Origin of the sequence: Niallia sp. HCP3S3_B10, assembly GCF_052064465.1 — a bacterium.
GTDB classification, from domain to species: Bacteria; Bacillota; Bacilli; order Bacillales; family Cytobacillaceae; genus Niallia; species Niallia hominis.
In genome coordinates this window covers 1-20,896 of sequence record NZ_JBQHVO010000076.1, presented here as the reverse complement: position 1 = coordinate 20,896, position 20,896 = coordinate 1, and the positions used below count along the sequence as shown (strand labels likewise).

The following is a 20,896-nucleotide window of genomic DNA, read 5'->3' as shown; positions in this document are numbered from 1 at the left end:
CTTTTTATTACTTGTTGTCATTCTATAACATTCGTTATAAAACGATTATTGTTGACGTTTGTTTGTTCAGTTTTCAAAGAGCAATTTGTTTGTTGCTATCAGAAGCAACTTTTATATAATATCATAATCAATTTTTGAAGTCAACCACTTTTTCAAAAAGTAATTTTCAGCGATTAACCTAATCAATCTGACGACTTTTTATATATTATCATCCTTACTTAATGAAGTCAACCCTTTTTTCTTCACTTTTATCGTAATCTGTAAATGATTAAATAATGGATAATGTTCCTTAATAAAAGATGAGAGTCTTACTTCATTTCCAAAGTGTGATAAAAATCAATTACAATTAAGTATCGTCTACTAAATGAATAAACCACCTTCCCACCCTAACTATTATAAAACTCACAAAAAAAGATTATCTATCTTTTCTTCAAAGGTTTATTCATTCCCTTTGAGTAGTATAGATAATCTCTATCAAATTATAGTAAATATACCTTTAAATAATGTACAATTGAATAGCTACTAACGCTGCTACACCTGGAATTCCTAATATCCCTGACACAGTTGAAGTCGCAAAATTTATCGGCACATGTATACCATATTGATTACCAACCGTATTTAGGAAAAATAAAAATAATGCACCTATCATAATTTTAATAATACCTTGTCCAATCATTCTAAGCGGCTTTATTGGTGTTCCAACTACTAGCAACAAAATAATTAAACCGATAACAATAGATATAATAACAACCGGGCTCACTATCCATCCTCCCTCACTATGCTTGTATTTATAATTATGTCTACTTTCTATAAATAAGACCTAGAAGGGACAACTTTTCCTATGAATTATAAGACTATATCCAATACTTTTTATTATTTAAACAAAAGATTACTTTGTTCCATTATGCTCTAATCTCCAATAATAATGGAAAAGAATAAAAAACAAAAAAGAACAGACCGAGCAAAAATAAGTTTTCACTCGGTCTGTTTATTATTTTAATAAGTTTATTTTTCTTTGTTTTGCTTCTTTAAATAGGAAAAAGTATTTTGCTTCTGACAGTTTAGCAGCGCTAATTACTTCATCGGAAGGATCAAAACTTTTATCTAATAGACTCTTATCATTTAACCATTCTTTCTTTAAATGATTAAATTGGACTAATAGCTTTTCATCGAAATCCTTCCTTAACTTCCCTTTTCTTTGAAAGAACATCACTAGCCCTCCTGTTCTTACACTTCTCTTCTACCTTCTAATGCTTTAGATAGTGTAACCTCATCTGCGTATTCTAAATCGCCACCTACTGGTAAACCATGGGCAATTCTTGTGATTTTAATTCCTGATGGTTTAAGAAGACGTGAGATATACATGGCTGTTGCTTCTCCCTCTATATTCGGATTGGTTGCCATAATAACCTCTTGCGCTTCATCATCTTGCAATCTTTTTATTAAAGAAGGTACATTAATATCTTCTGGTCCTATACCATCCATCGGAGAAATAGCACCATGAAGCACATGATAAAGTCCGTTATATTCTTTCATCTTTTCCATCGCAATTACATCTTTAGGATCTTGAACTACACATATAATACTTCTGTCTCTTCTGCTATCTTCACATATATAACATGGATCTTGGTCTGTTATATGCCCACAAACAGAGCAATAAGTAAGGTTTCTTTTTGCATTAACAAGTGCCTTTGCGAAATCTAACACTGTATCTTCTTTCATATTTAATACAAAAAAAGCCAGTCTTGAGGCCGTTTTAGGCCCGATGCCTGGCAATTTCATAAAGCTGTCAATCAGCTTTGATATAGGTTCAGGATAATGCATAATCTCCCTCCTTAAAACATTCCAGGAAGATTTAATCCTTTTGTAAACTGACCCATAGTAGAGTTAGTAAGTTCATCCGCTTTTTTTAATGCATCATTTGTTGCTGCTAGAACTAGATCTTGCAACATTTCTACATCTTCTGGATCGACAACCTCTTCCTTAATAATGACATCAAGAATTTCTTTATGACCTGATACAACTACAGTTACCATTCCGCCCCCTGCTGTTCCTTCAATTTTCTCCTCACCAAGTTGCTCTTGAGCTTCAGCCATTTTCTTTTGCATTTTTTGCATTTGCTTCATCATATTTTGCATATTTCCCATTCCACGCATTTATCATTACCTCCAGTTTATAGTTTCCATTGGTTTATCTACATATTATGTACATATATAACCAATAGGTTCAAAATTAATCCTTCACTTCTAATAATTCTTCACCAAATAATTTTATTGCTTCCGAGACAACAGGATTATCTTGACGTATTTCTTCGTCTTCCTCATCAGACTCTGCATGATGAGAACTATTTAGAAAGTCTTCCCTTATAGTGAGCCATTGTTCTTCCGGGACTCCTAATAAATTATACCTTGTACCTGTAAGCTGATACAAAGAATTAGTAATCGTCTCTATAAATTTACCATTATCTAATGCCATTTGACAGTGGATTTCATATTTAAACTTAATAATCAAAGAGTCAGATGATGCAGCAACTGGTTCTGCTTCATTCAATAACGCTGCCTGTGATCTCATTTGATTTTGGACTAGCGTATTTAGCATTGCTCCCCAATTACTTTTTACTTTTTGTAGTTCTTGCTTCGTTGCATTTTTTAGAGTTTCCGTTATTTTACCTAATGGAGCTTGGAATCCTTTTCTATTCGTTCTAGCTTTTTTCTGTATTGGCTGTGTTTCCACTGCTACAGATACTCCATTTTGCTTGAGGTTCGAAACTTCTTGTTCTAAAGAAGTTATCTTATCAAGTAAAGATTGTATTTCTGGGATACTCACATGTGCTTGTCCAGATGAAGTCGCCGTCTCTAGCTGGCACAGATTCACAATCGCCACTTCTAAAAAGATTCTAGGATGATTGGTCCAGCGCATATCTTGCTGCGTTTTATTTAATACGCGAATAAGCTCATAAATTTGTTCATGTGTATACGTTTCTGCAAGATCTTTGAAATCATCATCTAACAAAACTCGCTCTAATGATTCTTCTAAGCGAGGCGCTGTTTTATATAGCAGCATATCTCGATAAAAAAAGATAAAATCTTCAATAAATCGATTAGAGTCTTTTCCTGCAAGAAGTAATTCATCTAATGATTGAAGACCTCTTACAGTGTCTCCATCTAAAATAGCTTTAGATAAAGTATTTAAAAAGTTTTGGGAAACAGCTCCAGTTACGGTAAGAGCATCTTCGACTGTAACTACTTCATTGCTATAAGAAATAGCTTGATCTAGCAAACTTAACGCATCACGCATTCCACCATCTGCCGCTCTTGCAATCATTTGCAATGCTTTTTCCTCACAGGAGATTGCTGACTCATCCATAATCAATCTCATTCGATTGACAATCGCTTGCGATGTAATCCGTCTAAAATCAAATCGCTGACATCTTGAAATAATCGTTAAAGGAATTTTGTGAGGTTCAGTAGTGGCCAAAATAAAGATTACATGTTTAGGGGGTTCCTCCAATGTTTTCAAAAGAGCATTAAATGCTCCAATTGATAGCATATGCACCTCATCGATAATATAAACTTTATAAGGTACAGAGCTAGGAGCAAATTTAACCTTATCTCTTATATCCCTTATTTCTTCTACTCCATTGTTAGAAGCAGCATCTATTTCGATTACATCTGGTATAGTACCATCTGTAATGCCCCTACACGCATCGCACTCATTACAAGGTTCACCAATTGGTGCTCTCTCACAGTTAACAGCCTTTGCTAATATTTTTGCTGCACTAGTTTTCCCTGTTCCCCTTGGTCCAGAGAACAAGTAAGCGTGAGATATTTTTTGTTGAAGAAGGGCATTTTGCAATGTCTTTGTTACGTGTTCCTGCCCTACTACATCTATAAACTGCTGAGGACGCCAAACCCGATATAAAGCTTGATAGTTCATAGTACCCTCCATTTTTTATTCATACAATTATTATAGCTTATCCATGTATATTTTTACATCCATAATAGCATACATAAAGGCATCTAAATAGCTTCCCTTTAAAAAAGAAAAACCACGGCACCTCTTTCTATTTAAGTAAAAACCGCTCATTTATTCGTTTTCATCTTACAAAAAAACTCATCCTAGTGGATGAGTTTTGTATGTATAAATTAAGCTGCCGTGCACCTTTCATCGACTGGCACCCATAAGCGTTACTTAAGTAGTTAGCTCGGTCCAGGTAACCCTGCGGCACATGGGGGTGTCCACTTAATGCTGCTTCCTTCCGGACCTGACATGGTTCATGGATTCCCATTGCGCAGGACCCGGACGTCAACACCACTTACTTAAGGCAGACCCTACAGGATACCAGCCTCAGAAAGGAATTCAGCCTCGCTAGAGCGGATTGCGAGTACAGGGCACCGCTACCTCCCCGCTTAGCACGACAAAATTGATACCGAATATTAGGTGTCCTTAAGACACACTCTTAGTATACTGATAATGAAAGGAAAAATCAACATAAAGCATTTGTTAATTATTGTAAAGATCATTTTTACTTGTCTTTTGTCTTTTTTCTTCCTTTCTACGATTTCTAATTTCCTGAAAAAAAGAAGTTAATAACTGTCCGCATTCTTGGTCTAATATACCAGAAGCCACTTCACTCTGATGATTAAACCGACTATCTTGAAGTAAATTCATAAAGGTACCAGCACAACCTCCCTTTGGATCAGCAGCTCCATAAACTACTCGAGGAATACGTGACAGTAGAATAGCGCCAGAACACATCGCACATGGCTCAAGAGTAACATAAAGTGTTGCTTCTTCTAACCTCCACGTACCTAATACTTTACAAGCTTTTTCAATGGCGAGTAATTCTGCATGGGCAACAGCAGATTGATCTGTTTCTCTTAAGTTATGTGCTCTTGCTATTACCTCCCCCCTATAGACAACAACTGCTCCAATAGGCACTTCTCCAATTTCTGCCGCTTTCTGTGCTTCCTCTATCGCTATTTTCATAAATAATTGATCTTGTTTTTCTTCCATTCTTACAGCCCACCTATATAAAAACACAAAATTTGTTATGAAATTTCTTCTTTGATTTAAACTAAGTAAACTAGATAATTAATCACAACCATTCCACTTTAGCCAAACGAGAGAAAGTTGTTGGATGGACTGATTGATTTTTCTTTACAACTAGAACCAATGCTTCATTCTACCATTTTACATAGAAAAGGAGAACCGTATGGAATCATCTGAAACAGCTCTGTTAATTATTGATATGATTAATGACTTTAATTTTGAGCATGGAAATATTTTAGCAGAAAAGGCATTAAAAATTGCAGATCAAATCCAATTACTAAAGAAACAATGTGATAAAGAAAATATTCCAATCATCTATATCAATGATCACTATAATTTATGGCAAGCAGAATTGAACAAAGTAATAGAGTATTGTAAAAATGAAAAAAGCGAATCTGTTATTGGCAAAATAAAGCCAACTGACAAAGATTATTTTTTAATAAAACCAAGACATTCTGCTTTTTATGGGACAGCCTTACATACATTACTTACCCAGTTGCAAGTAAAAAAGCTTATCCTTAGCGGAATTGCTGGCAATATTTGCGTGTTATTTACTGCAAATGACGCCTATATGCGAGAATATCCACTTCTTATCCCAGATAATTGTATTGCTTCTGTTGACGATGAAGATAATCACTATGCTATTCGAATGATGAAAAATGTTATGCGTGCAAAAATATTTACATTCAAAGAAAACACGAGCATTTCTCCTCTTTCTTCCTCATAAGCTGTAATAATGTATCCTTATCAGGAGGGAAGAATATGCAAATTCATGTTGTCAGCAATAATCAAACCTTAACAGGCATTGCAGCTGCATACGGTACTACAGTTAATGATTTGGTAGAAGCGAACGACCTGCCAAATCCGGATCGATTAACAATAGGGCAAGCACTAGTCATTCCCATCATCGGCAGCTTTTATTGGGTACAGCCAGGAGACAGCCTCTGGTCTATCGCTCAAAGATTCCGATTAAATTATGAACAATTAGCCACTATTAATTCCATTCCTGTGAACCAATCTTTACAAGTCGGCTTACGTTTATACATTCCAGATCGTCCAAAAAGACCAGTTGATACTAATGCATATGTGGAACCAAGAGGAACATCTGTTGCCCCTAATTTAGAGGCAAGCGCGCGAGAAGCCGCTCCCTATTTAACCTATCTCGCTCCTTTTAGTTTTCAAGCATTACGGGATGGAAGCTTAAAAGAACCGATCCTCAATAATTTCCCTAGCATTGCCCAAAGAAATAGAAATGTACTCATGATGGTCATTACGAACCAGGAGAACGATCAATTTAGTGATGAATTAGGAAGAATCCTATTAAATGATGAAACCATCCAAAATAACTTTATCAATAATATAGTTGCGACCGCTAAAAAATACGGATTTAAAGATATCCATTTTGATTTTGAATATTTAAGACCAGTTGATCGGGAAGCCTATAACTCCTTCCTGCGTAAAGCCAAAAATCGTTTTTCACAAGAAGGCTGGCTATTATCTACTGCTTTGGCTCCTAAAACAAGTGCCGATCAAAAAGGAAAATGGTACGAAGGACATGATTACAAAGCCCACGGAGAAATTGTTGATTTTGTTGTCATCATGACATATGAATGGGGCTATAGTGGCGGACCTGCTATGGCTGTTTCTCCTATTGGGCCTGTAAGAGAGGTACTCGAATATGCAATCACCGAAATTCCCTCTTCTAAAATTATGATGGGGCAAAATCTTTATGGATATGATTGGACACTGCCATTCGTTGAAGGATCCATTGCAAAAGCACTTAGTCCTCAAGCAGCAATACAGCTTGCAGCTGATAATAATGTCGCTATTCTTTATGATCAGAAAGCACAGGCTCCTTATTTTAAATACACAGATAGTGCAGGGAAATTACATGAAGTATGGTTTGAGGACGCCCGCTCCATTCAAGCTAAATTCAATTTAATTAAAGAATTAAATTTAAGAGGAATCAGCTATTGGAAATTAGGGTTGCCATTTCCTCAAAATTGGCTTTTAATAGTAGATAATTTCCAAGTAACAAAAAGAACTTAAATACAAAAGGAAAGGTCTCTTTTTCAATCAGACCTTTCCTTTTTATGCATCTTCTAACCAATTAATTTTGTATATATTGACTTTGCCATACTAACCTCTGAGGTTCCATGAATAATAGCACGACCATCCTTAAATAGGATAACTCGATAACCATCATAATGAAAAGAAACTAAATAGGGATTTGCAATTAAGTTTTCCACCAGAGATTTCCACCGTTGCGAGAGCCCATATAAATCCAATTCCTTAAAAATAGGCGGACGAATATGAACCGCATCTCTCCCACACAGTACAGCCGCTTTCGTTTGTTTTTGCGCTGATAAATACGGAAAGTCAGCATCGTCCCCACAAGAAGGACAGCTGTTATTTCTTAATGCCGCAACATTCACTTCCGCATATTCCATTTTCCAAATATCAAAAGAACGAAGGACTGGCCATACTGTTTTACCTGCAAGAATCTGCATTGCTTGTGATACTTGCATGGCAGCAACCCACTGAACGATGGGACTAATAACACCCGCCGTATCACATGTAATATGTTGAGAAGGAAGCTTTTCAATTAAACAATGGAGACAAGGAGCATGTTCTCCAATAACTGGATAAGAAAGCCCATAGCTCCCAACACAAGCTCCAAATAGAAAAGGAATATGATGCTTAATCGCAGCATCATTTATCACCATTCTTGTTTCAAAATTATCCGTTCCATCCATTAAAATAGATGCACCACGAATAAATTTTTCCACCGTATGATAGTTAATATCCTCCACAATCGACTCAATAAGTGTATGACTGTTAATTTCCTTTAGTCTTTTTTCTGCAGCAATTGCTTTAGGAAGCTTTTTCGCCGCATCCTCTTCTGTATATAGCTGCTGTCTTTGCAGATTACTTTGTTCCACGTAATCACGATCAATAATGGTGAGTTTTCCTATTCCCGCTCTAACTAGCATCTCAGACACTGCCGATCCTAAAGCTCCAGCTCCTAAAATAACAGCGTGACTATTTTCAATTTTTATTTGCCCATCTTTTCCAATAAATAATGCTTGTTTCAAAAAGCGACTAGTCAAGATGTAATCATCCCTGTCAAAGGACTACTTGCGACTCCATAATTTTTCTCTGCTATTCTTCCTGCTTCGTATCCTAATCGTCCTGCTTCGATCGCTAGCTTCATGGCATATGCCATTGTAACTGGGTCTTTCGCATTGGAAACTGCCGTATTCAAAAGCACCCCATCTGCTCCAAGCTCCATAGCATATGCTGCATCCTTTGGAGAACCGATTCCTGCGTCTACAATAACAGGAATCGCGCTTTGTTCAATAATAAATTGTAAATTTAATGGGTTGATAATTCCTTTTCCAGACCCAATTGGCGAAGCGCCAGGCATAATGGCATGTACCCCTAACTGTTCTAGCCGTCTAGCAAGCACTACATCATCAGAAGTATAAGGCAATACAATAAATCCTTCTTCTAACAACTGCTCAGAAGCCTTTAACGTTTCTACAGGATCTGGCAGCAGCGATTTATCACACCCAATTACTTCAACTTTAATCATGTCACATAATCCAGATGCTTTTGCAAGCTTAGCGATTCTTACCGCTTCCTCAGCTGTTTTTGCGCCTGCTGTATTAGGAAGGAGCGTATATCTTTTTAAATCTAATTGCTCTAAAAAGTTCGGCTGTGATTCTTCAAATATATTCATCCTCCGTACAGCAAAGGTTAGAATCTCACTTTGTGATACTTCTACAGCCTTTTTTTGCACCTCAAGTGACGGATATTTCCCTGTTCCAAGTAATAAACGAGACTGAAACGTGCGATTAGCTATTGTTAACATGTTTACCCTCCTCCAACAAAATGAATTAATTCGACTTTGTCTTTTTCTTTTAATAAATGAGCTTGATAGTGCTCTTTTCGTAAAATATTTTTATTTATCTCCACAATCACAATACGATTATTTAATGCAAATAAATGCAATAAATCTTCCACTGTAACTACATTCTCCGGCAGCTGCTGTTCCTTCCCATTCAATTGGATGATCAATTACTTACTTCCCTCCCTATGCATAAAATCATGACGCTCCACTTTAAATGCATCTACCCACCGTTTCTCTACAGGTGAACCAATCATTAAATCACGAATCATCTTCCCTGTAGCTGGTGCTAATAATATGCCATTTCGTTGATGCCCTGTTGCAAAATATAAGCCTTTCATCTCTGGATGCTCTCCTATAAATGGATATCCGTCATAAGTTTGTGGTCTAAGTCCCGCCCATGCCCGCTTCCATTTCATCTTTCCAACTTCCGGTATCATTCTTTTTGCTTTTTTTATCACTTCTTGTAGTCCATCAAGGGAAGGATCTTCAGTCCAATCATTCCATTTTTTCGTCGCACCAATAACAAGCTCATTATTATTTCTAGGTACAATATAAAATTGGTCATGAAATACAGAATAATGTAACGGAGCTCCATCATTTAACGCGGCCACACATTCGCCCTTTACTGGAATAATTTCATGAGGTAATCCTAATTGCTGAAAAAAGTAATTACTCCACACACCACTCGCAACGACAACATTATCTGTTAAAAAGGTCCCTTGCGACGTTTTCAGCACATATCCCATTCCATTCTTTTCCACTCTTAATACACGGGTATATTCATAAATTTCGGCTCCTAATAGCTTAGCTCCTTTACTTAGACCATTACATGCTATTAATGGGGTAATATGTACATCCTCTTTTAAATAAGCTGCTCCTACAATATCTGCTGCTAGCTGAGGTACTTTTTCTCTTGCTTCTGTGCAATCCAACCATTCCACTGACGATAAGGAAAGAATAGATTCCAGGTCTCTCTTTTCTTCCTCTGAATAAGCAAGCTTCAATAATCCACCATTTTTCTTTTCAAAATCAATAGTTGTTAGTTCTTTTATCTCTTCATAAAGTTCCTTATATAAAAGCTGGCTACTTCTTGCAAATGGATAGAGCTGCATAAATTCTTTATACTCGGAGTGAGCACCTAGCATTCCAGCTGCAGCACTTGTTGATTTTCCGCCCATTTGCTGTGCTTCGAAAATAGCTACCTTTCTCTTCTCTTTTGCCAAATAGTAAGCGATAGAACTACCGATAATTCCACCACCAATAATTGCAACATCAAACTTCTTCGTTTCCAAGCTCTTCACATCTTTCTCTCATACTTTGCACTACCTTTAATGGATCAGATGATGAAAAAATAGCTGACATAATAGCCACTCCATCCACACCAAAACTCGCTAGTTCTTCTATTTGATTCTCCGTAATTCCCCCTATAGCATACAGTGGAATAGATATATTTCTTTTTATTTCAGAGATAGAGGACAACACGATAGGAGGCTTTCCTTTTTTACTATTTGTAGGATAGCAATGGCCGTATATGACATAATCTGCAATCTCTTTATCTGCTAGAATTGCTTCTTCTTTGCTATGAACAGATACACCTATATACATTTTTGGAAACCTTGTTTTCACATCATTAACAGACACTCCACTTGTCGGTAAATGGACATTTTTTAACGAATGCAATAGCGCAATATCAAGACGATCATTAACAATTATTTTTCTTGCAGGTACCCCTTCCTTAAGCAAATAATCACATAGCCTATAAATTTCTTTTGGACTTTTGTCTTTCTCTCTAATTTGCAGATAATCCACATATGGATGGATTTCTAATAAAATTGATAAAAGCTTCTTTAAGGTATGTTTGTTATCTGTGACAGCCATTATCTTAATATTCATCACCCCAACTTATCATTTAGAAGGAAAAGTGGCTGAAAACACCAAAAACCACTTTTCCAATTATAGAAAAGTGGTTAATAAACTACGCCTAATGAAAAGTTCATTAGACACGCATATTTAAAGATACTCCACTTTCCTACGCAGGTACGAACCTGTTCAGGTTTTGAGGGTTTAAAAAGTAACTACTTTATTCTCAGCCCTTATCAAGGGATCCCCTAGTGATTCATTTATAAACTTTACCCATATACTACCATAAATCAAAAATTTAGCAATATAAAATTCAAAATTTTTTTACTCTTTTATCCTCTAACTAGGGTAATCATTCATTAACCAATAGTTCTATTTGAAATAAGCCGTAATAATACTTCAGGAAAAAACATGCATATGTCCACATCACTCTTCATGTGTTAAAATGACTCTTGTACTATTTTTATTACCTACTAAAGGAAGCAATTGTTTGTATAGGCTTTACACGCAAAATAGTTGTTAGGCTAATCTACAAGCCTTTTAAAAATCTTTGCTCCTTAAAAATAAGAGAACAGGAGGGACAAGTGTGAATAGTATCCCTTTTATTACAGTAGAAGGACCTATTGGAGTTGGGAAAACTTCTTTAGCTAAATTACTCTCAGAGTACTTTCAATACGAGCTTCTAAAAGAAATTGTCGAAGAAAATCCTTTCCTCGGAAAATTTTATGAAAACATTGATGAATGGAGTTTTCAGACAGAAATGTTTTTCCTATGTAATCGATTTAAGCAGTTAAACGATACAAGAGACCATTATCTATCTAAAAATATTCCTGTAGTTGCAGATTATCATATATTAAAAAACCTTATTTTTGCTAAAAGATCTTTACAGGATAATGATTTACAGAAATATGTTCGTATATATGAGGTGTTAACAGAAGACTTACCGATGCCGAATATTATTATTTACTTACATGCCAGCTTGGATACAATAATGGCACGAATCAAAAAAAGAGATAGAGACATTGAAAAAAATATTAGTCCTCTTTATTTAGAACAGCTAGCTTCTGATTATGATATTGTCATGAATGACTTCAAAAAAAATAATCCACATATTCCTGTATTAGATTTCAATGGAGATACACTGGACTTTGTTCAAAATAAACAAGACTTAGTAAAAATTATTGACACAATAAAAGAAACTTTAAATATAGGAGCCTTTAAACATGAATCTACGAACAAAATATAATATTCCTAGCAATTCCGTTATTACGATTGCAGGAACAGTTGGTGTTGGTAAATCAACGCTAACAAATGCACTAGCAGATGCTTTGCAATTTCGAACTTCCTTTGAGAAAGTGGATACAAATCCATATCTTGATAAATTTTATCATGACTTTAGTAGATGGAGTTTCCATCTGCAAGTATATTTTTTAGCAGAACGCTTTAAAGAACAAAAAAGAATCTTTGAATATGGCGGCGGATTTATTCAAGATCGTTCCATTTATGAAGACACAGGCATATTCGCGAAAATGCATTATGAAAAAGGAACAATGTCAGAAGTAGATTATGAAACATATACAAGTCTTTTTGATGCAATGGTGATGACACCTTATTTCCCACATCCAGATTTGTTAATATACCTTGAAGGATCTCTTGATGATATTTTACAGCGAATTGATCGAAGAGGTCGAGAAATGGAGAAGCAAACGCCGATTGATTATTGGAAAGAAATGCATGGAAGATACGAAAACTGGATTGAGTCTTTCTCTGCATGCCCAGTACTTCGTTTAAATATTAATGAATATGACGCTATCGCCGGAACACAGTCTATCGAACCAATTATCGAAAAGATAGGAACGATTCTTCAGCAAAAAAATTATAGCCATAAAGCATAAAAAGGACTTTCCTTAGTTTACAAATACAGTCAGCTTCATCTTGTTCGAAAGATTCGCTGACTGTATTCCAAAACAATAAGGAAAATCCTATATATATAAGTTGTTTTCTAAAAGTTTGTTGCTATTTTCAATAGGAATAATAAATCAATTAGAAAAACTGATTCGCTCCATGGAAACTGAGGTGGATTCGAGTCGCAGATCTTTACAACAAACTTTACAAAATAGTCTATGTAAACAATAAAAACCTGCTACCGTAGTAGCAGGTCACATATATCTCCAAATATTATGCGCAATGTAAATTAAAAAATCATGGAGGAGGAAAGGGGATTCGAACCCCTGCGCGGTTTGACCCGCCTGTCGGTTTTCAAGACCGATCCCTTCAGCCGGACTTGGGTATTCCTCCATCAGACAAGTAATAATATATCATCTATTTAATATTAAGTCAACTATATTTTTCATTTTTTTATTTTTTATTTTTTTTATCAAAAAACATATAAAAAATGCATTAATAATAGTATTCTTCTACACTAAATTAAGAATAGCTAACTTCTCGGAAGAGCTGCTCCCTTCCAAGAAGTCATATCCTTTTATCTATCTATTTATTACCTTACTCAGGAGAAATTACTTCTCTATTTCTCATATAAGGGCGAAGTACTTCAGGAATTACAACACTTCCATCTGCTTGCTGATAATTTTCTAGAATAGCTGCAACTGTTCTTCCAATCGCAAGGCCAGAACCATTTAATGTGTGCACATGCTCCGGTTTTCCTTTAGGCTCTCTGCGGAAGCGAATATTTGCTCTTCTCGCTTGGAAAGCCTCAAAATTACTACAAGAAGATATCTCACGGTATGTATTATAGCTTGGAATCCATACCTCCACATCATACTTTTTCGCCGCTGTAAAGCCCAAATCTCCTGTACACATACTCAAAACACGGTATGGTAATCCTAGAAGCTGCAATACTTTCTCTGCATTTCCTGTTAAAGACTCTAGCTCTTCATAAGAATCTTCTGGTTTCACAAACTTCACAAGCTCTACTTTATTAAATTGATGCTGTCTGATCAGACCTCTTGTATCTCTACCTGCAGATCCTGCTTCTGAACGGAAATTGGCGCTAAATGCTGCATATTTGATTGGAAGCTGGTCCCCATCAAGTATTTCATCTCTATGCAGGTTGGTTACAGGTACCTCTGAAGTTGGAATTAAGAAGTAGTCTTCTTTTTCTATTAAAAAAGCATCTTCTTCAAACTTAGGTAATTGTCCTGTACCTGTTAGACTTGCTCTATTCACTAGGAAAGGAGGAATAATCTCTTTATACCCATGTTCCTCTGTATGCAAATCAAGCATAAAATTAAATAATGCTCTTTCTAGTTTAGCCCCTAAACCTTTATAAAATACAAAACGACTTCCTGTTACTTTTGCTGCCCTTTCAAAATCTAGCAAATCTAAGTCAGTAGCAACATCCCAATGTGGCTTTGGTTCAAAATCAAATTTTCTAATTTCGCCCCATTTTCTAATTTCAATGTTATCATCTTCCGTATCCCCTACTGGAACACTCTCGTGAGGAAGATTCGGAATTCCTAGCATAATGGTTTGCAATTTTTCTTCCACATCACGTAGCTCATTATCATATTCTTTAATTTTTTCGCCAACTTCTCTCATTTCTACAATAAGAGCCTCTGCATCTTTTTTCTCTCTTTTTAAAACTGCTACTTGCTGTGATACTTCATTTCTTTTGCTTTTTAATTGTTCTGTTTCAACAATAAGCTCTCGACGTCTTACATCCAATGCTTCAAAATTTTCAAGCTCTGATAAATCTTCTCCTCGATGCTGTAATTGACTTTTCACAAAATCAAAATTAGCACGAACAAATTTAATATCTAACATCTCTTTATTCCTCCCATTTTTTTCTACATGCAATCTACTTCTTTTAGGTTAGACGCCCTCTGTTAGAAATTCTCAAGTTTCTTTTGGAAAACAAAAAACTCCCGTCCCCAAAAAAGGGACGAGAGTTACCCGCGTTGCCACCCTAGTTAAAAGCAAAAACTGCTTTTCACCTTAAAGATCATAACGGTTTTTAGCCGAAAACAATTACTAGCAATCATTGCGTTCCTTGTTTTTACTCTAGGATGGATTCACAAGCTTTATTCACCGATTCACACCAACCATCGGCTCTCTTTTAGAATAAGTAACCTGTTACTATTTCCTATCATAGTAGATTCCATATATTAATTGCATTTATCTTACTATAATTATTTCCGAAATTCAACAACTTATGCAAATAAGTGTTGCTTAGCTTCTATTGCCATATTTATAAAATAGCCAGTTAAACGATGATCTTCTGTTAATTCAGGATGGAAAGAACAACCTAAGAACTGTCCCTCTCTCGCTGCCACAATACGATCATTATGTTTAGCTAGCACTTCTACATTTTCCCCAACGCTCACGATATGTGGTGCACGAATAAATACAGCTGTAAAATCCTCTGCAACTCCTGCAATATCTAAGTTTGCTTCAAAGCTCTCCCTTTGTCTTCCAAAAGAATTACGCTCGACTTGCACATCCATAACACCAATATGAGGTTTATCATAGCCTTTAATGGATTTAGCTAATAAAATTAAACCCGCACATGTTCCAAATATCGGCTTCCCAGATTGAGCAAACGTTTGAAGTGCATCCATAAAGTCATATTTATCTATTAACCTTCGCATCGTTGTGCTTTCTCCACCAGGAATGATAAATCCATCAATTTCATCTAGCTGTTCTTTTTTCTTTATAATAATAGCCTCTGCATTATTCGCCTCAATAGCCTTCACATGTTCTCTTACAGCTCCCTGTAATCCAAGTACCCCTATTTTTATATTTGGCATGGTACTCATATTACCAACCACGCTCTTGCATACGTGCTTCTGGGCTTAAACTAGAAATTTCGATTCCTTTCATTGCTGTTCCAAGATTTTTAGAAATTTCTGCAATTAGCTCATAATCTTGATAATGAGTAGTTGCTTCTACTATTGCTCTAGCAAATTTCGCAGGGTTGTCTGATTTAAATATACCAGATCCTACAAATACACCATCTGCGCCTAGTTGCATCATAAGAGCCGCATCAGCAGGTGTTGCAACACCACCAGCAGCAAAATTAACAACTGGCAGACGACCTAATCTTTTTATTTCTAAAAGAAGGTCATATGGTGCACCTAAAATCTTAGCTTCTGTCATTAATTCATCTTCGTTCATATGAACAACTTTACGTACCTGTGCATTTACTTTTCTTATATGACGGACTGCCTCCACAATATTTCCTGTTCCTGGCTCCCCTTTTGTACGAAGCATAGAAGCACCTTCACCGATACGTCTTGCAGCTTCTCCTAGATCACGACATCCACAAACAAATGGAACAGTATATTCATTTTTATTTAAATGGAACTCTTCGTCTGCTGGAGTTAACACTTCACTCTCATCAATATAGTCTACGCCCATAGCTTCGAGCACTCTTGCTTCGACAATATGGCCAATACGTGCCTTTGCCATTACAGGGATTGTTACTGCATTCATTACTTCCTCTACAATTGTAGGGTCAGCCATCCTAGCTACTCCGCCAGCTGCGCGAATATCTGAAGGAACTCGTTCAAGAGCCATTACTGCTACTGCTCCTGCTTCCTCTGCAATTTTGGCTTGTTCTGCATTAATAACATCCATGATTACTCCGCCCTTTTGCATTTCAGCCATTCCACGTTTTACTCTATCAGTACCAGTTTTCATTGTTTGCCCCCTGTAAAGTCTCAATTTTAACACAAAAATTATTGGAATCTTTAGAAGAAACTTATTATTCCCTAATGAAAATAAACAATAAAAAAGAGCTTCTGTCAATACAAGAAGCCCTTTTTCTTACAATTTCTAAAATGTATGCGATTTTCTAATAGATTATTGTCTTTTACTTTTTCACAAAGATTTAATTAGAACCAGCCTTTTACTGTATCAAAAACACTTCCCCATACATTTGAAAAGAATGAACCAACACCGCGCATAGCTAAAACAAACCAATTTGCTTTTTCAACTGTTTCGTTTGCTACTAGGTCTACTTGTACCTTTTCTTTTCCATCACTAGTTAAGAATGGCACTTCTTTTCCGTCTTTCGTTTGTACGGTTACATAACCAACTTTATCTCCTTTTTTAATTGGAGCAGTTAGTTCCCCATCATCATTTAATTTCTTTTCATCTAAAACAACTTTTGCTACATAATTTTCTTTTTCATTATTCTTGATTACTAAGTTAATAGCATCTTTAGTACCAATGCTTACTTTATCTTCTTTTCCTTTGGTTACATCCAATGTTTTATTTTTGGAATCGACATAATTTGCAGGAAGAATTTCTTCCGTAGTGAAATTGCCAAAAGCATAGTCTAGCACTTTTCTTGCTTCAGCAAAACGAGAATCCTTCGATTCACTTTTCATAATAACAACAATATAACGTTGATTCTCTTTTTGTGCTGTAGCAGTAACATTGAATTTTGCATAGTCTGTAGAACCTGTTTTTAATCCATCTACCCCTTCATATCCATAAATCAACGAAGGTATTAACCAGTTGAAGTTTTTATATTCTCTACCATCTCTAAACTTCAGACTTGGCATACCAGAAGTCTCTAAAATTTCCGGATAATCATGAATTAAACGGTAAGCTAATTTCGCAACTGCTTTAGCTGACATTTTATTTTCATCTTCACTGCTTCCTGCTGGAATATTTCCCAATAAATCACTATTGTTTAAACCAGAAGAGTTTACAAATTCAAAATCCTCTAAACCTAATTCCTCAGCCTTTTGATTCATTACACTAATATAATTTTTTTCTGTACCTGCAATTAATTCTGCCAATGCAACTGTCGCAGCATTCCCTGAATGAATGGCCATTGCTTGATACAATTCCTTAACTGTATATTCTTCCCCTTCAGTCAACCCTACATTTGATAACCCAGGTGCACCTGACAGTCTGTGAATATAATTATTTATTTTTACTTTTTGATCCCAAGAGATTTTCCCATTTTTTATTGACTCTAGAACAATATATTCTGTCATCATCTTTGACATAGAAGCGACTCCAAGAAGCTCGTCCGTATTTTTTTCATATAATATTTCTCCAGTATTCGCATCCACTAATATAGCTGCCCCTGCATCTAATCCAAGCTCATCATTTTCAGCAGCATTTGCTTGATATGGTAGAACTGTTGATAGTGTACTTAAGAATAGTACGGCAATGATGAAAGACACCGTCCACTTTTTTACTTGTTTCAATATTAAAACCTCCAAAACTATTTTATCTATTAATCTAGCTTTATTTTCTAAGTTAATTATTTCCCTTGTACAGTTTAACATAAAAAAAACAAAAAAAATAGACAGCGCTATTGATCACCGTCTATTGTAAATGAAGGAAAGTTTTATAACCAATCATTAATAATATATATTAAGAAAGGGAATAGTTTGGTGCTTCTTTCGTAATTTGAACATCATGTGGGTGACTTTCTCTTAAGCCAGCACCTGTCATTTTTACAAATTGAGCATTCTCTCTTAATTCATATAAATCCTTTGTACCACAGTAGCCCATACCAGAGCGAATTCCACCAACTAATTGATAGATCGTATCAGAAAGTGGCCCTTTATAAGGAAGGCGACCTTCAATACCTTCAGGAACAAATTTTTTGTTATCCTCTTGGAAGTAACGATCTTTTGATCCTTTTTCCATCGCAGCAACTGAACCCATTCCTCTGTACACTTTAAATCTTCTTCCTTGGAAAATTTCTGTTTCTCCAGGACTTTCAGATACACCAGCTAGCAAGCTTCCTAACATAACTGCATGTCCACCAGCTGCTAATGCTTTGACGATATCACCAGAGTATTTAATTCCTCCGTCAGCAATAATTGATTTACCATGTTTTCTAGCTTCCGTAGCACAATCATAAACAGCCGTAATTTGAGGAACACCTACACCTGCAACTACCCGTGTTGTACAAATGGAACCTGGTCCGATACCAACTTTAACAATATCTGCTCCAGCTTCAATTAAAGATCTTGTTCCTTCAGCAGTAGCAACATTACCAGCGATAATTGTTAAATCAGGGAATGCCCTTCTAATGTCTTTAATACCGTCTAAAACCCCTTGTGAGTGTCCATGTGCTGTATCAATTACCACTACATCCACATTGGATTTAATAAGCATTTCTACACGTTTTAATGCATCATTCGTTACTCCAACAGCTGCACCAACTAATAGTCTCCCTTGTGCATCTTTTGCTGAATGCGGGAATTCAATTACTTTTTCTATATCCTTAATTGTGATTAATCCCTTTAATACCCCATCATCATTAATTAAAGGCAATTTTTCAATCTTGTATCTTTGTAAGATTTTTTCTGCTTCTTCTAATGTAGTTCCTACTGGAGCCGTTACTAAATTCTCTTTTGTCATAACATCCGAAATTTTAATGGAAAAGTCCTCAATAAAACGAAGGTCTCGGTTAGTAAGAATCCCTACTAGTTTTTGCTCATCGTTATTATTAACAATTGGCACACCAGAGATACGATATTTACCCATTAGATGCTCTGCATCAAATACTTGGTGTTCAGGAGTTAAAAAGAAAGGATCTGTGATTACACCACTTTCTGAGCGCTTTACTTTGTCTACCTGCTCTGCCTGTTGCTCAATAGACATATTTTTATGAATAATGCCCAATCCACCTTGTCTTGCAATAGCAATAGCCATTTCTGCTTCTGTTACAGTATCCATTCCTGCACTAATAAGCGGAATGTTTAATTTAAGATTTTTCGCTAATTGTACCTTTAAGCTTACATCTCGAGGCAATACTTCCGATTTAGCTGGAATTAAAAGAACATCATCAAACGTTAATCCTTCTTTTGCAAATTTACTTTCCCACATTTTAACGCCTCCATATTGTTAAAAATATTATTAGTAGGTTATCAATTGGATAAAATACTGTCAAGGTCAGTTTAATATGTTTAATTTTTCAAAAAATTTAAGGAGAGTTAAAAAATGCCCAATTATTATAAAGACTGGAGCTCTTTTAGTTGTTTTTTTTCCGCAGAATACAGCCAAAATTTTCTAAAAAAATGTTATCGCGATCTATATATATCTGATTTAGAAACAAAAAGCTATCAAAACTGCTATCCTTTCATGTATTTTTTAGAACATGGAAAATTATATTACCAACAAGCCGAGACAGCTCCATTAAGTATTCAGCCGATTCTTTTATTTTACGGTCTCGTTCATTTAATAAAAGCATGCCTATTAACAGTGGATCCAAACTATCCAAATTCCACCTCTGTTTTAGCCCACGGTGTCTCAACTAGAAAACTAAAAAAGCAGCAGTATTTATTTTTTCAAGACGAAGTTAAAATACAAAAAAACGGATTATTTACTTTTATGGCTAAGAAAATGTTCTCCTATGATAATTTGGAAGGTGAAAAAGTAAAAATGGATTTTCTCTTTAATCAGGTCCCAGAATTATCTAGCTTATTTCAACAATTAGAAGGGAAGTCAACATTTTTACAAGTGAAATATCTTCCGCCTCTTATTACGTTGCCAAAACATATTTTAGATTTATATCATTCAAACTGTAATCATTTTAAAAATCATCTTGAAAATTATTATGGCATACATTTAGAAGAAATAGAGGAAAATAGGAGTGAGCTGTTAATCCGACTTTCTGAACCTCTTCCTCATAATAATTTCATTAAATGGGATACGAAAGAAAAATCTTATGTTATTTCTTCTGATAAAGAAAGACCTTGTTTTTCAAATGAAATGTTATCCCACTACTTAATTTTGTATAACTTAAGTATGATTGCTAGATACGAGATTGAATGGTGGAGTGAATTATTAAAAACAATGCCGAATAAAGATTATCCATTTATTGAATCATTTTTATTAATTGCTGCTGAAAAAGGACCTCAATTAATTTATCAATTTTTAAATAATCGAGTAAGTACCTAGTCCACTGGGGATCGACTAGGTACGGTTCTTTTCTCACTTTGCTTTTTATATTTTTAAATTCCTATCACTTATTTACTTATACATATAAAAAACAAGCATCCACCAAAGTAGATGCTTGTTTTATTCGTGCCTGGCGACGTCCTACTCTCACAGGGGGAGAACCCCCAACTACCATCG

The 20,896-nt window shown here is 35.5% G+C and carries 21 protein-coding genes, 1 tRNA gene, 1 other RNA gene, 1 riboswitch and 1 other annotated feature; of the genes, 5 read left to right on the top strand and 18 right to left on the bottom strand.

Annotation, left to right across the window (positions count from 1 at the left end; all coding sequences use genetic code 11):
• Positions 1 to 496 precede the first annotated feature (496 nt).
• The 7 genes from ACTNDN_RS22200 to tadA all read right to left on the bottom strand — a co-directional run bounded on the left by ACTNDN_RS22200 (position 497) and on the right by tadA (position 5,016).
• Positions 497 to 760 (bottom strand): pro-sigmaK processing inhibitor BofA family protein, encoded by a 264-nt coding sequence (locus ACTNDN_RS22200; protein ID WP_031539269.1) that lies wholly within the window; start codon positions 758 to 760, stop codon positions 497 to 499.
• Between the two features lie 231 nt (positions 761 to 991).
• Positions 992 to 1,210 carry a YaaL family protein gene (locus ACTNDN_RS22195; RefSeq protein ID WP_048718501.1) on the bottom strand — a complete coding sequence of 73 codons (219 nt, stop codon included), beginning with the start codon at positions 1,208 to 1,210 and terminating at the stop codon, positions 992 to 994.
• Between the two features lie 17 nt (positions 1,211 to 1,227).
• Positions 1,228 to 1,824 (bottom strand): recombination mediator RecR, encoded by a 597-nt coding sequence (gene recR, locus ACTNDN_RS22190; RefSeq protein WP_016205308.1) that lies wholly within the window; start codon positions 1,822 to 1,824, stop codon positions 1,228 to 1,230.
• 11 nt (positions 1,825 to 1,835) lie between these two features.
• Complete coding sequence (locus ACTNDN_RS22185; protein WP_031539265.1) at positions 1,836 to 2,156, bottom strand: YbaB/EbfC family nucleoid-associated protein; 321 nt, start codon at positions 2,154 to 2,156, stop codon at positions 1,836 to 1,838.
• 76 nt (positions 2,157 to 2,232) lie between these two features.
• Positions 2,233 to 3,936, bottom strand: a complete 1,704-nt coding sequence (gene dnaX, locus ACTNDN_RS22180) for a DNA polymerase III subunit gamma/tau (RefSeq protein ID WP_031539264.1) — start codon at positions 3,934 to 3,936, stop codon at positions 2,233 to 2,235.
• Between the two features lie 217 nt (positions 3,937 to 4,153).
• An RNA gene (gene ffs, locus ACTNDN_RS22175) (signal recognition particle sRNA large type) lies at positions 4,154 to 4,418 on the bottom strand.
• Positions 4,419 to 4,503: 85 nt separating this feature from the next.
• The gene (gene tadA, locus ACTNDN_RS22170) at positions 4,504 to 5,016 is read right to left on the bottom strand and encodes a tRNA adenosine(34) deaminase TadA (RefSeq protein WP_031539263.1); all 513 of its coding nucleotides are present in this window, start codon (positions 5,014 to 5,016) and stop codon (positions 4,504 to 4,506) included.
• A gap of 199 nt (positions 5,017 to 5,215) precedes the next feature.
• On the opposite strand from tadA, the gene ACTNDN_RS22165 reads away from it, so the two are divergent.
• Both ACTNDN_RS22165 and ACTNDN_RS22160 read left to right on the top strand, forming a co-directional pair.
• Complete coding sequence (locus tag ACTNDN_RS22165; protein ID WP_031539262.1) at positions 5,216 to 5,779, top strand: isochorismatase family cysteine hydrolase; 564 nt, start codon at positions 5,216 to 5,218, stop codon at positions 5,777 to 5,779.
• 35 nt (positions 5,780 to 5,814) lie between these two features.
• Positions 5,815 to 7,101 carry a glycosyl hydrolase family 18 protein gene (locus ACTNDN_RS22160; protein ID WP_109769388.1) on the top strand — a complete coding sequence of 429 codons (1,287 nt, stop codon included), beginning with the start codon at positions 5,815 to 5,817 and terminating at the stop codon, positions 7,099 to 7,101.
• 53 nt (positions 7,102 to 7,154) lie between these two features.
• Here the strand turns inward: ACTNDN_RS22160 and ACTNDN_RS22155 are convergent, their stop codons facing one another.
• Genes ACTNDN_RS22155 through ACTNDN_RS22135 form a run of 5 tightly spaced genes read right to left on the bottom strand, consistent with a single transcriptional unit; the run spans position 7,155 to position 10,858 of the window.
• Complete coding sequence (locus tag ACTNDN_RS22155) at positions 7,155 to 8,162, bottom strand: ThiF family adenylyltransferase (protein ID WP_031539260.1); 1,008 nt, start codon at positions 8,160 to 8,162, stop codon at positions 7,155 to 7,157.
• Positions 8,159 to 8,926, bottom strand: coding sequence for a thiazole synthase (locus ACTNDN_RS22150; RefSeq protein ID WP_109769386.1), 768 nt, complete (start codon positions 8,924 to 8,926; stop codon positions 8,159 to 8,161). Before ACTNDN_RS22150 ends, ACTNDN_RS22155 begins: the two co-directional genes overlap by 4 nt.
• A gap of 2 nt (positions 8,927 to 8,928) precedes the next feature.
• On the bottom strand, positions 8,929 to 9,132 hold the full coding sequence (gene thiS, locus ACTNDN_RS22145; protein ID WP_031539258.1) for a sulfur carrier protein ThiS: 204 nt from the start codon (positions 9,130 to 9,132) through the stop codon (positions 8,929 to 8,931).
• Positions 9,133 to 10,257: a glycine oxidase ThiO gene (gene thiO, locus ACTNDN_RS22140; protein ID WP_109769389.1), complete on the bottom strand. Its 1,125-nt coding sequence runs from the start codon at positions 10,255 to 10,257 to the stop codon at positions 9,133 to 9,135. It abuts the gene before it with no gap.
• Positions 10,238 to 10,858 (bottom strand): thiamine phosphate synthase, encoded by a 621-nt coding sequence (locus ACTNDN_RS22135; RefSeq protein WP_231512591.1) that lies wholly within the window; start codon positions 10,856 to 10,858, stop codon positions 10,238 to 10,240. The genes thiO and ACTNDN_RS22135 overlap by 20 nt, the downstream gene beginning before the upstream one ends.
• 116 nt (positions 10,859 to 10,974) lie before the next feature.
• Positions 10,975 to 11,085: riboswitch (TPP riboswitch) on the bottom strand.
• 326 nt (positions 11,086 to 11,411) lie between these two features.
• Here ACTNDN_RS22135 and ACTNDN_RS22130 point away from each other — a divergent pair.
• Entirely contained in the window at positions 11,412 to 12,071 is a 660-nt protein-coding gene (locus tag ACTNDN_RS22130; RefSeq protein ID WP_031539255.1) for a deoxynucleoside kinase, read from the top strand.
• Positions 12,049 to 12,720 (top strand): deoxynucleoside kinase, encoded by a 672-nt coding sequence (locus tag ACTNDN_RS22125; RefSeq protein ID WP_031539253.1) that lies wholly within the window; start codon positions 12,049 to 12,051, stop codon positions 12,718 to 12,720. Before ACTNDN_RS22130 ends, ACTNDN_RS22125 begins: the two co-directional genes overlap by 23 nt.
• 310 nt (positions 12,721 to 13,030) lie before the next feature.
• Here the strand turns inward: ACTNDN_RS22125 and ACTNDN_RS22120 are convergent.
• From ACTNDN_RS22120 to guaB, 6 genes are all read right to left on the bottom strand, one after another.
• Positions 13,031 to 13,123 (bottom strand) — tRNA-Ser (locus ACTNDN_RS22120).
• A gap of 204 nt (positions 13,124 to 13,327) precedes the next feature.
• Positions 13,328 to 14,608, bottom strand: a complete 1,281-nt coding sequence (serS, locus tag ACTNDN_RS22115) for a serine--tRNA ligase (protein ID WP_048718497.1) — start codon at positions 14,606 to 14,608, stop codon at positions 13,328 to 13,330.
• A 111-nt stretch (positions 14,609 to 14,719) separates the two neighbouring features.
• Positions 14,720 to 14,943 (bottom strand) — a binding site (T-box leader).
• 51 nt (positions 14,944 to 14,994) lie between these two features.
• Positions 14,995 to 15,600, bottom strand: coding sequence for a pyridoxal 5'-phosphate synthase glutaminase subunit PdxT (pdxT, locus tag ACTNDN_RS22110; RefSeq protein ID WP_396953905.1), 606 nt, complete (start codon positions 15,598 to 15,600; stop codon positions 14,995 to 14,997).
• Between the two features lies 1 nt (position 15,601).
• Positions 15,602 to 16,483 carry a pyridoxal 5'-phosphate synthase lyase subunit PdxS gene (gene pdxS / locus ACTNDN_RS22105; protein ID WP_048718496.1) on the bottom strand — a complete coding sequence of 294 codons (882 nt, stop codon included), beginning with the start codon at positions 16,481 to 16,483 and terminating at the stop codon, positions 15,602 to 15,604.
• A 194-nt stretch (positions 16,484 to 16,677) separates the two neighbouring features.
• Complete coding sequence (locus ACTNDN_RS22100) at positions 16,678 to 18,009, bottom strand: D-alanyl-D-alanine carboxypeptidase family protein (protein ID WP_048718495.1); 1,332 nt, start codon at positions 18,007 to 18,009, stop codon at positions 16,678 to 16,680.
• 169 nt (positions 18,010 to 18,178) lie between these two features.
• On the bottom strand, positions 18,179 to 19,645 hold the full coding sequence (gene guaB, locus ACTNDN_RS22095; protein WP_251629971.1) for an IMP dehydrogenase: 1,467 nt from the start codon (positions 19,643 to 19,645) through the stop codon (positions 18,179 to 18,181).
• Between the two features lie 114 nt (positions 19,646 to 19,759).
• Here guaB and ACTNDN_RS22090 point away from each other — a divergent pair, with 114 nt between their 5' ends.
• Positions 19,760 to 20,719 (top strand): YaaC family protein, encoded by a 960-nt coding sequence (locus ACTNDN_RS22090; protein ID WP_031539246.1) that lies wholly within the window; start codon positions 19,760 to 19,762, stop codon positions 20,717 to 20,719.
• The last annotated feature ends 177 nt before the right edge of the window (positions 20,720 to 20,896 follow it).

What these genes read in the sequence shown, in the direction of transcription:
- ACTNDN_RS22195 (WP_048718501.1), bottom strand. Translation starts at nt 1,210, where the DNA reads ATGTTCTTTCAAAGAAAAGGGAAGTTAAGGAAGGATTTCGATGAAAAG.
- recR (WP_016205308.1), bottom strand. Translation starts at nt 1,824, where the DNA reads ATGCATTATCCTGAACCTATATCAAAGCTGATTGACAGCTTTATGAAA.
- ACTNDN_RS22185 (WP_031539265.1), bottom strand. Translation starts at nt 2,156, where the DNA reads ATGCGTGGAATGGGAAATATGCAAAATATGATGAAGCAAATGCAAAAA.
- dnaX (WP_031539264.1), bottom strand. Translation starts at nt 3,936, where the DNA reads ATGAACTATCAAGCTTTATATCGGGTTTGGCGTCCTCAGCAGTTTATA.
- tadA (WP_031539263.1), bottom strand. Translation starts at nt 5,016, where the DNA reads ATGGAAGAAAAACAAGATCAATTATTTATGAAAATAGCGATAGAGGAA.
- ACTNDN_RS22165 (WP_031539262.1), top strand. Translation starts at nt 5,216, where the DNA reads ATGGAATCATCTGAAACAGCTCTGTTAATTATTGATATGATTAATGAC.
- ACTNDN_RS22160 (WP_109769388.1), top strand. Translation starts at nt 5,815, where the DNA reads ATGCAAATTCATGTTGTCAGCAATAATCAAACCTTAACAGGCATTGCA.
- ACTNDN_RS22150 (WP_109769386.1), bottom strand. Translation starts at nt 8,926, where the DNA reads ATGTTAACAATAGCTAATCGCACGTTTCAGTCTCGTTTATTACTTGGA.
- ACTNDN_RS22135 (WP_231512591.1), bottom strand. Translation starts at nt 10,858, where the DNA reads ATGAATATTAAGATAATGGCTGTCACAGATAACAAACATACCTTAAAG.
- ACTNDN_RS22125 (WP_031539253.1), top strand. Translation starts at nt 12,049, where the DNA reads ATGAATCTACGAACAAAATATAATATTCCTAGCAATTCCGTTATTACG.
- serS (WP_048718497.1), bottom strand. Translation starts at nt 14,608, where the DNA reads ATGTTAGATATTAAATTTGTTCGTGCTAATTTTGATTTTGTGAAAAGT.
- pdxT (WP_396953905.1), bottom strand. Translation starts at nt 15,600, where the DNA reads ATGAGTACCATGCCAAATATAAAAATAGGGGTACTTGGATTACAGGGA.
- pdxS (WP_048718496.1), bottom strand. Translation starts at nt 16,483, where the DNA reads ATGAAAACTGGTACTGATAGAGTAAAACGTGGAATGGCTGAAATGCAA.
- guaB (WP_251629971.1), bottom strand. Translation starts at nt 19,645, where the DNA reads ATGTGGGAAAGTAAATTTGCAAAAGAAGGATTAACGTTTGATGATGTT.
- ACTNDN_RS22090 (WP_031539246.1), top strand. Translation starts at nt 19,760, where the DNA reads ATGCCCAATTATTATAAAGACTGGAGCTCTTTTAGTTGTTTTTTTTCC.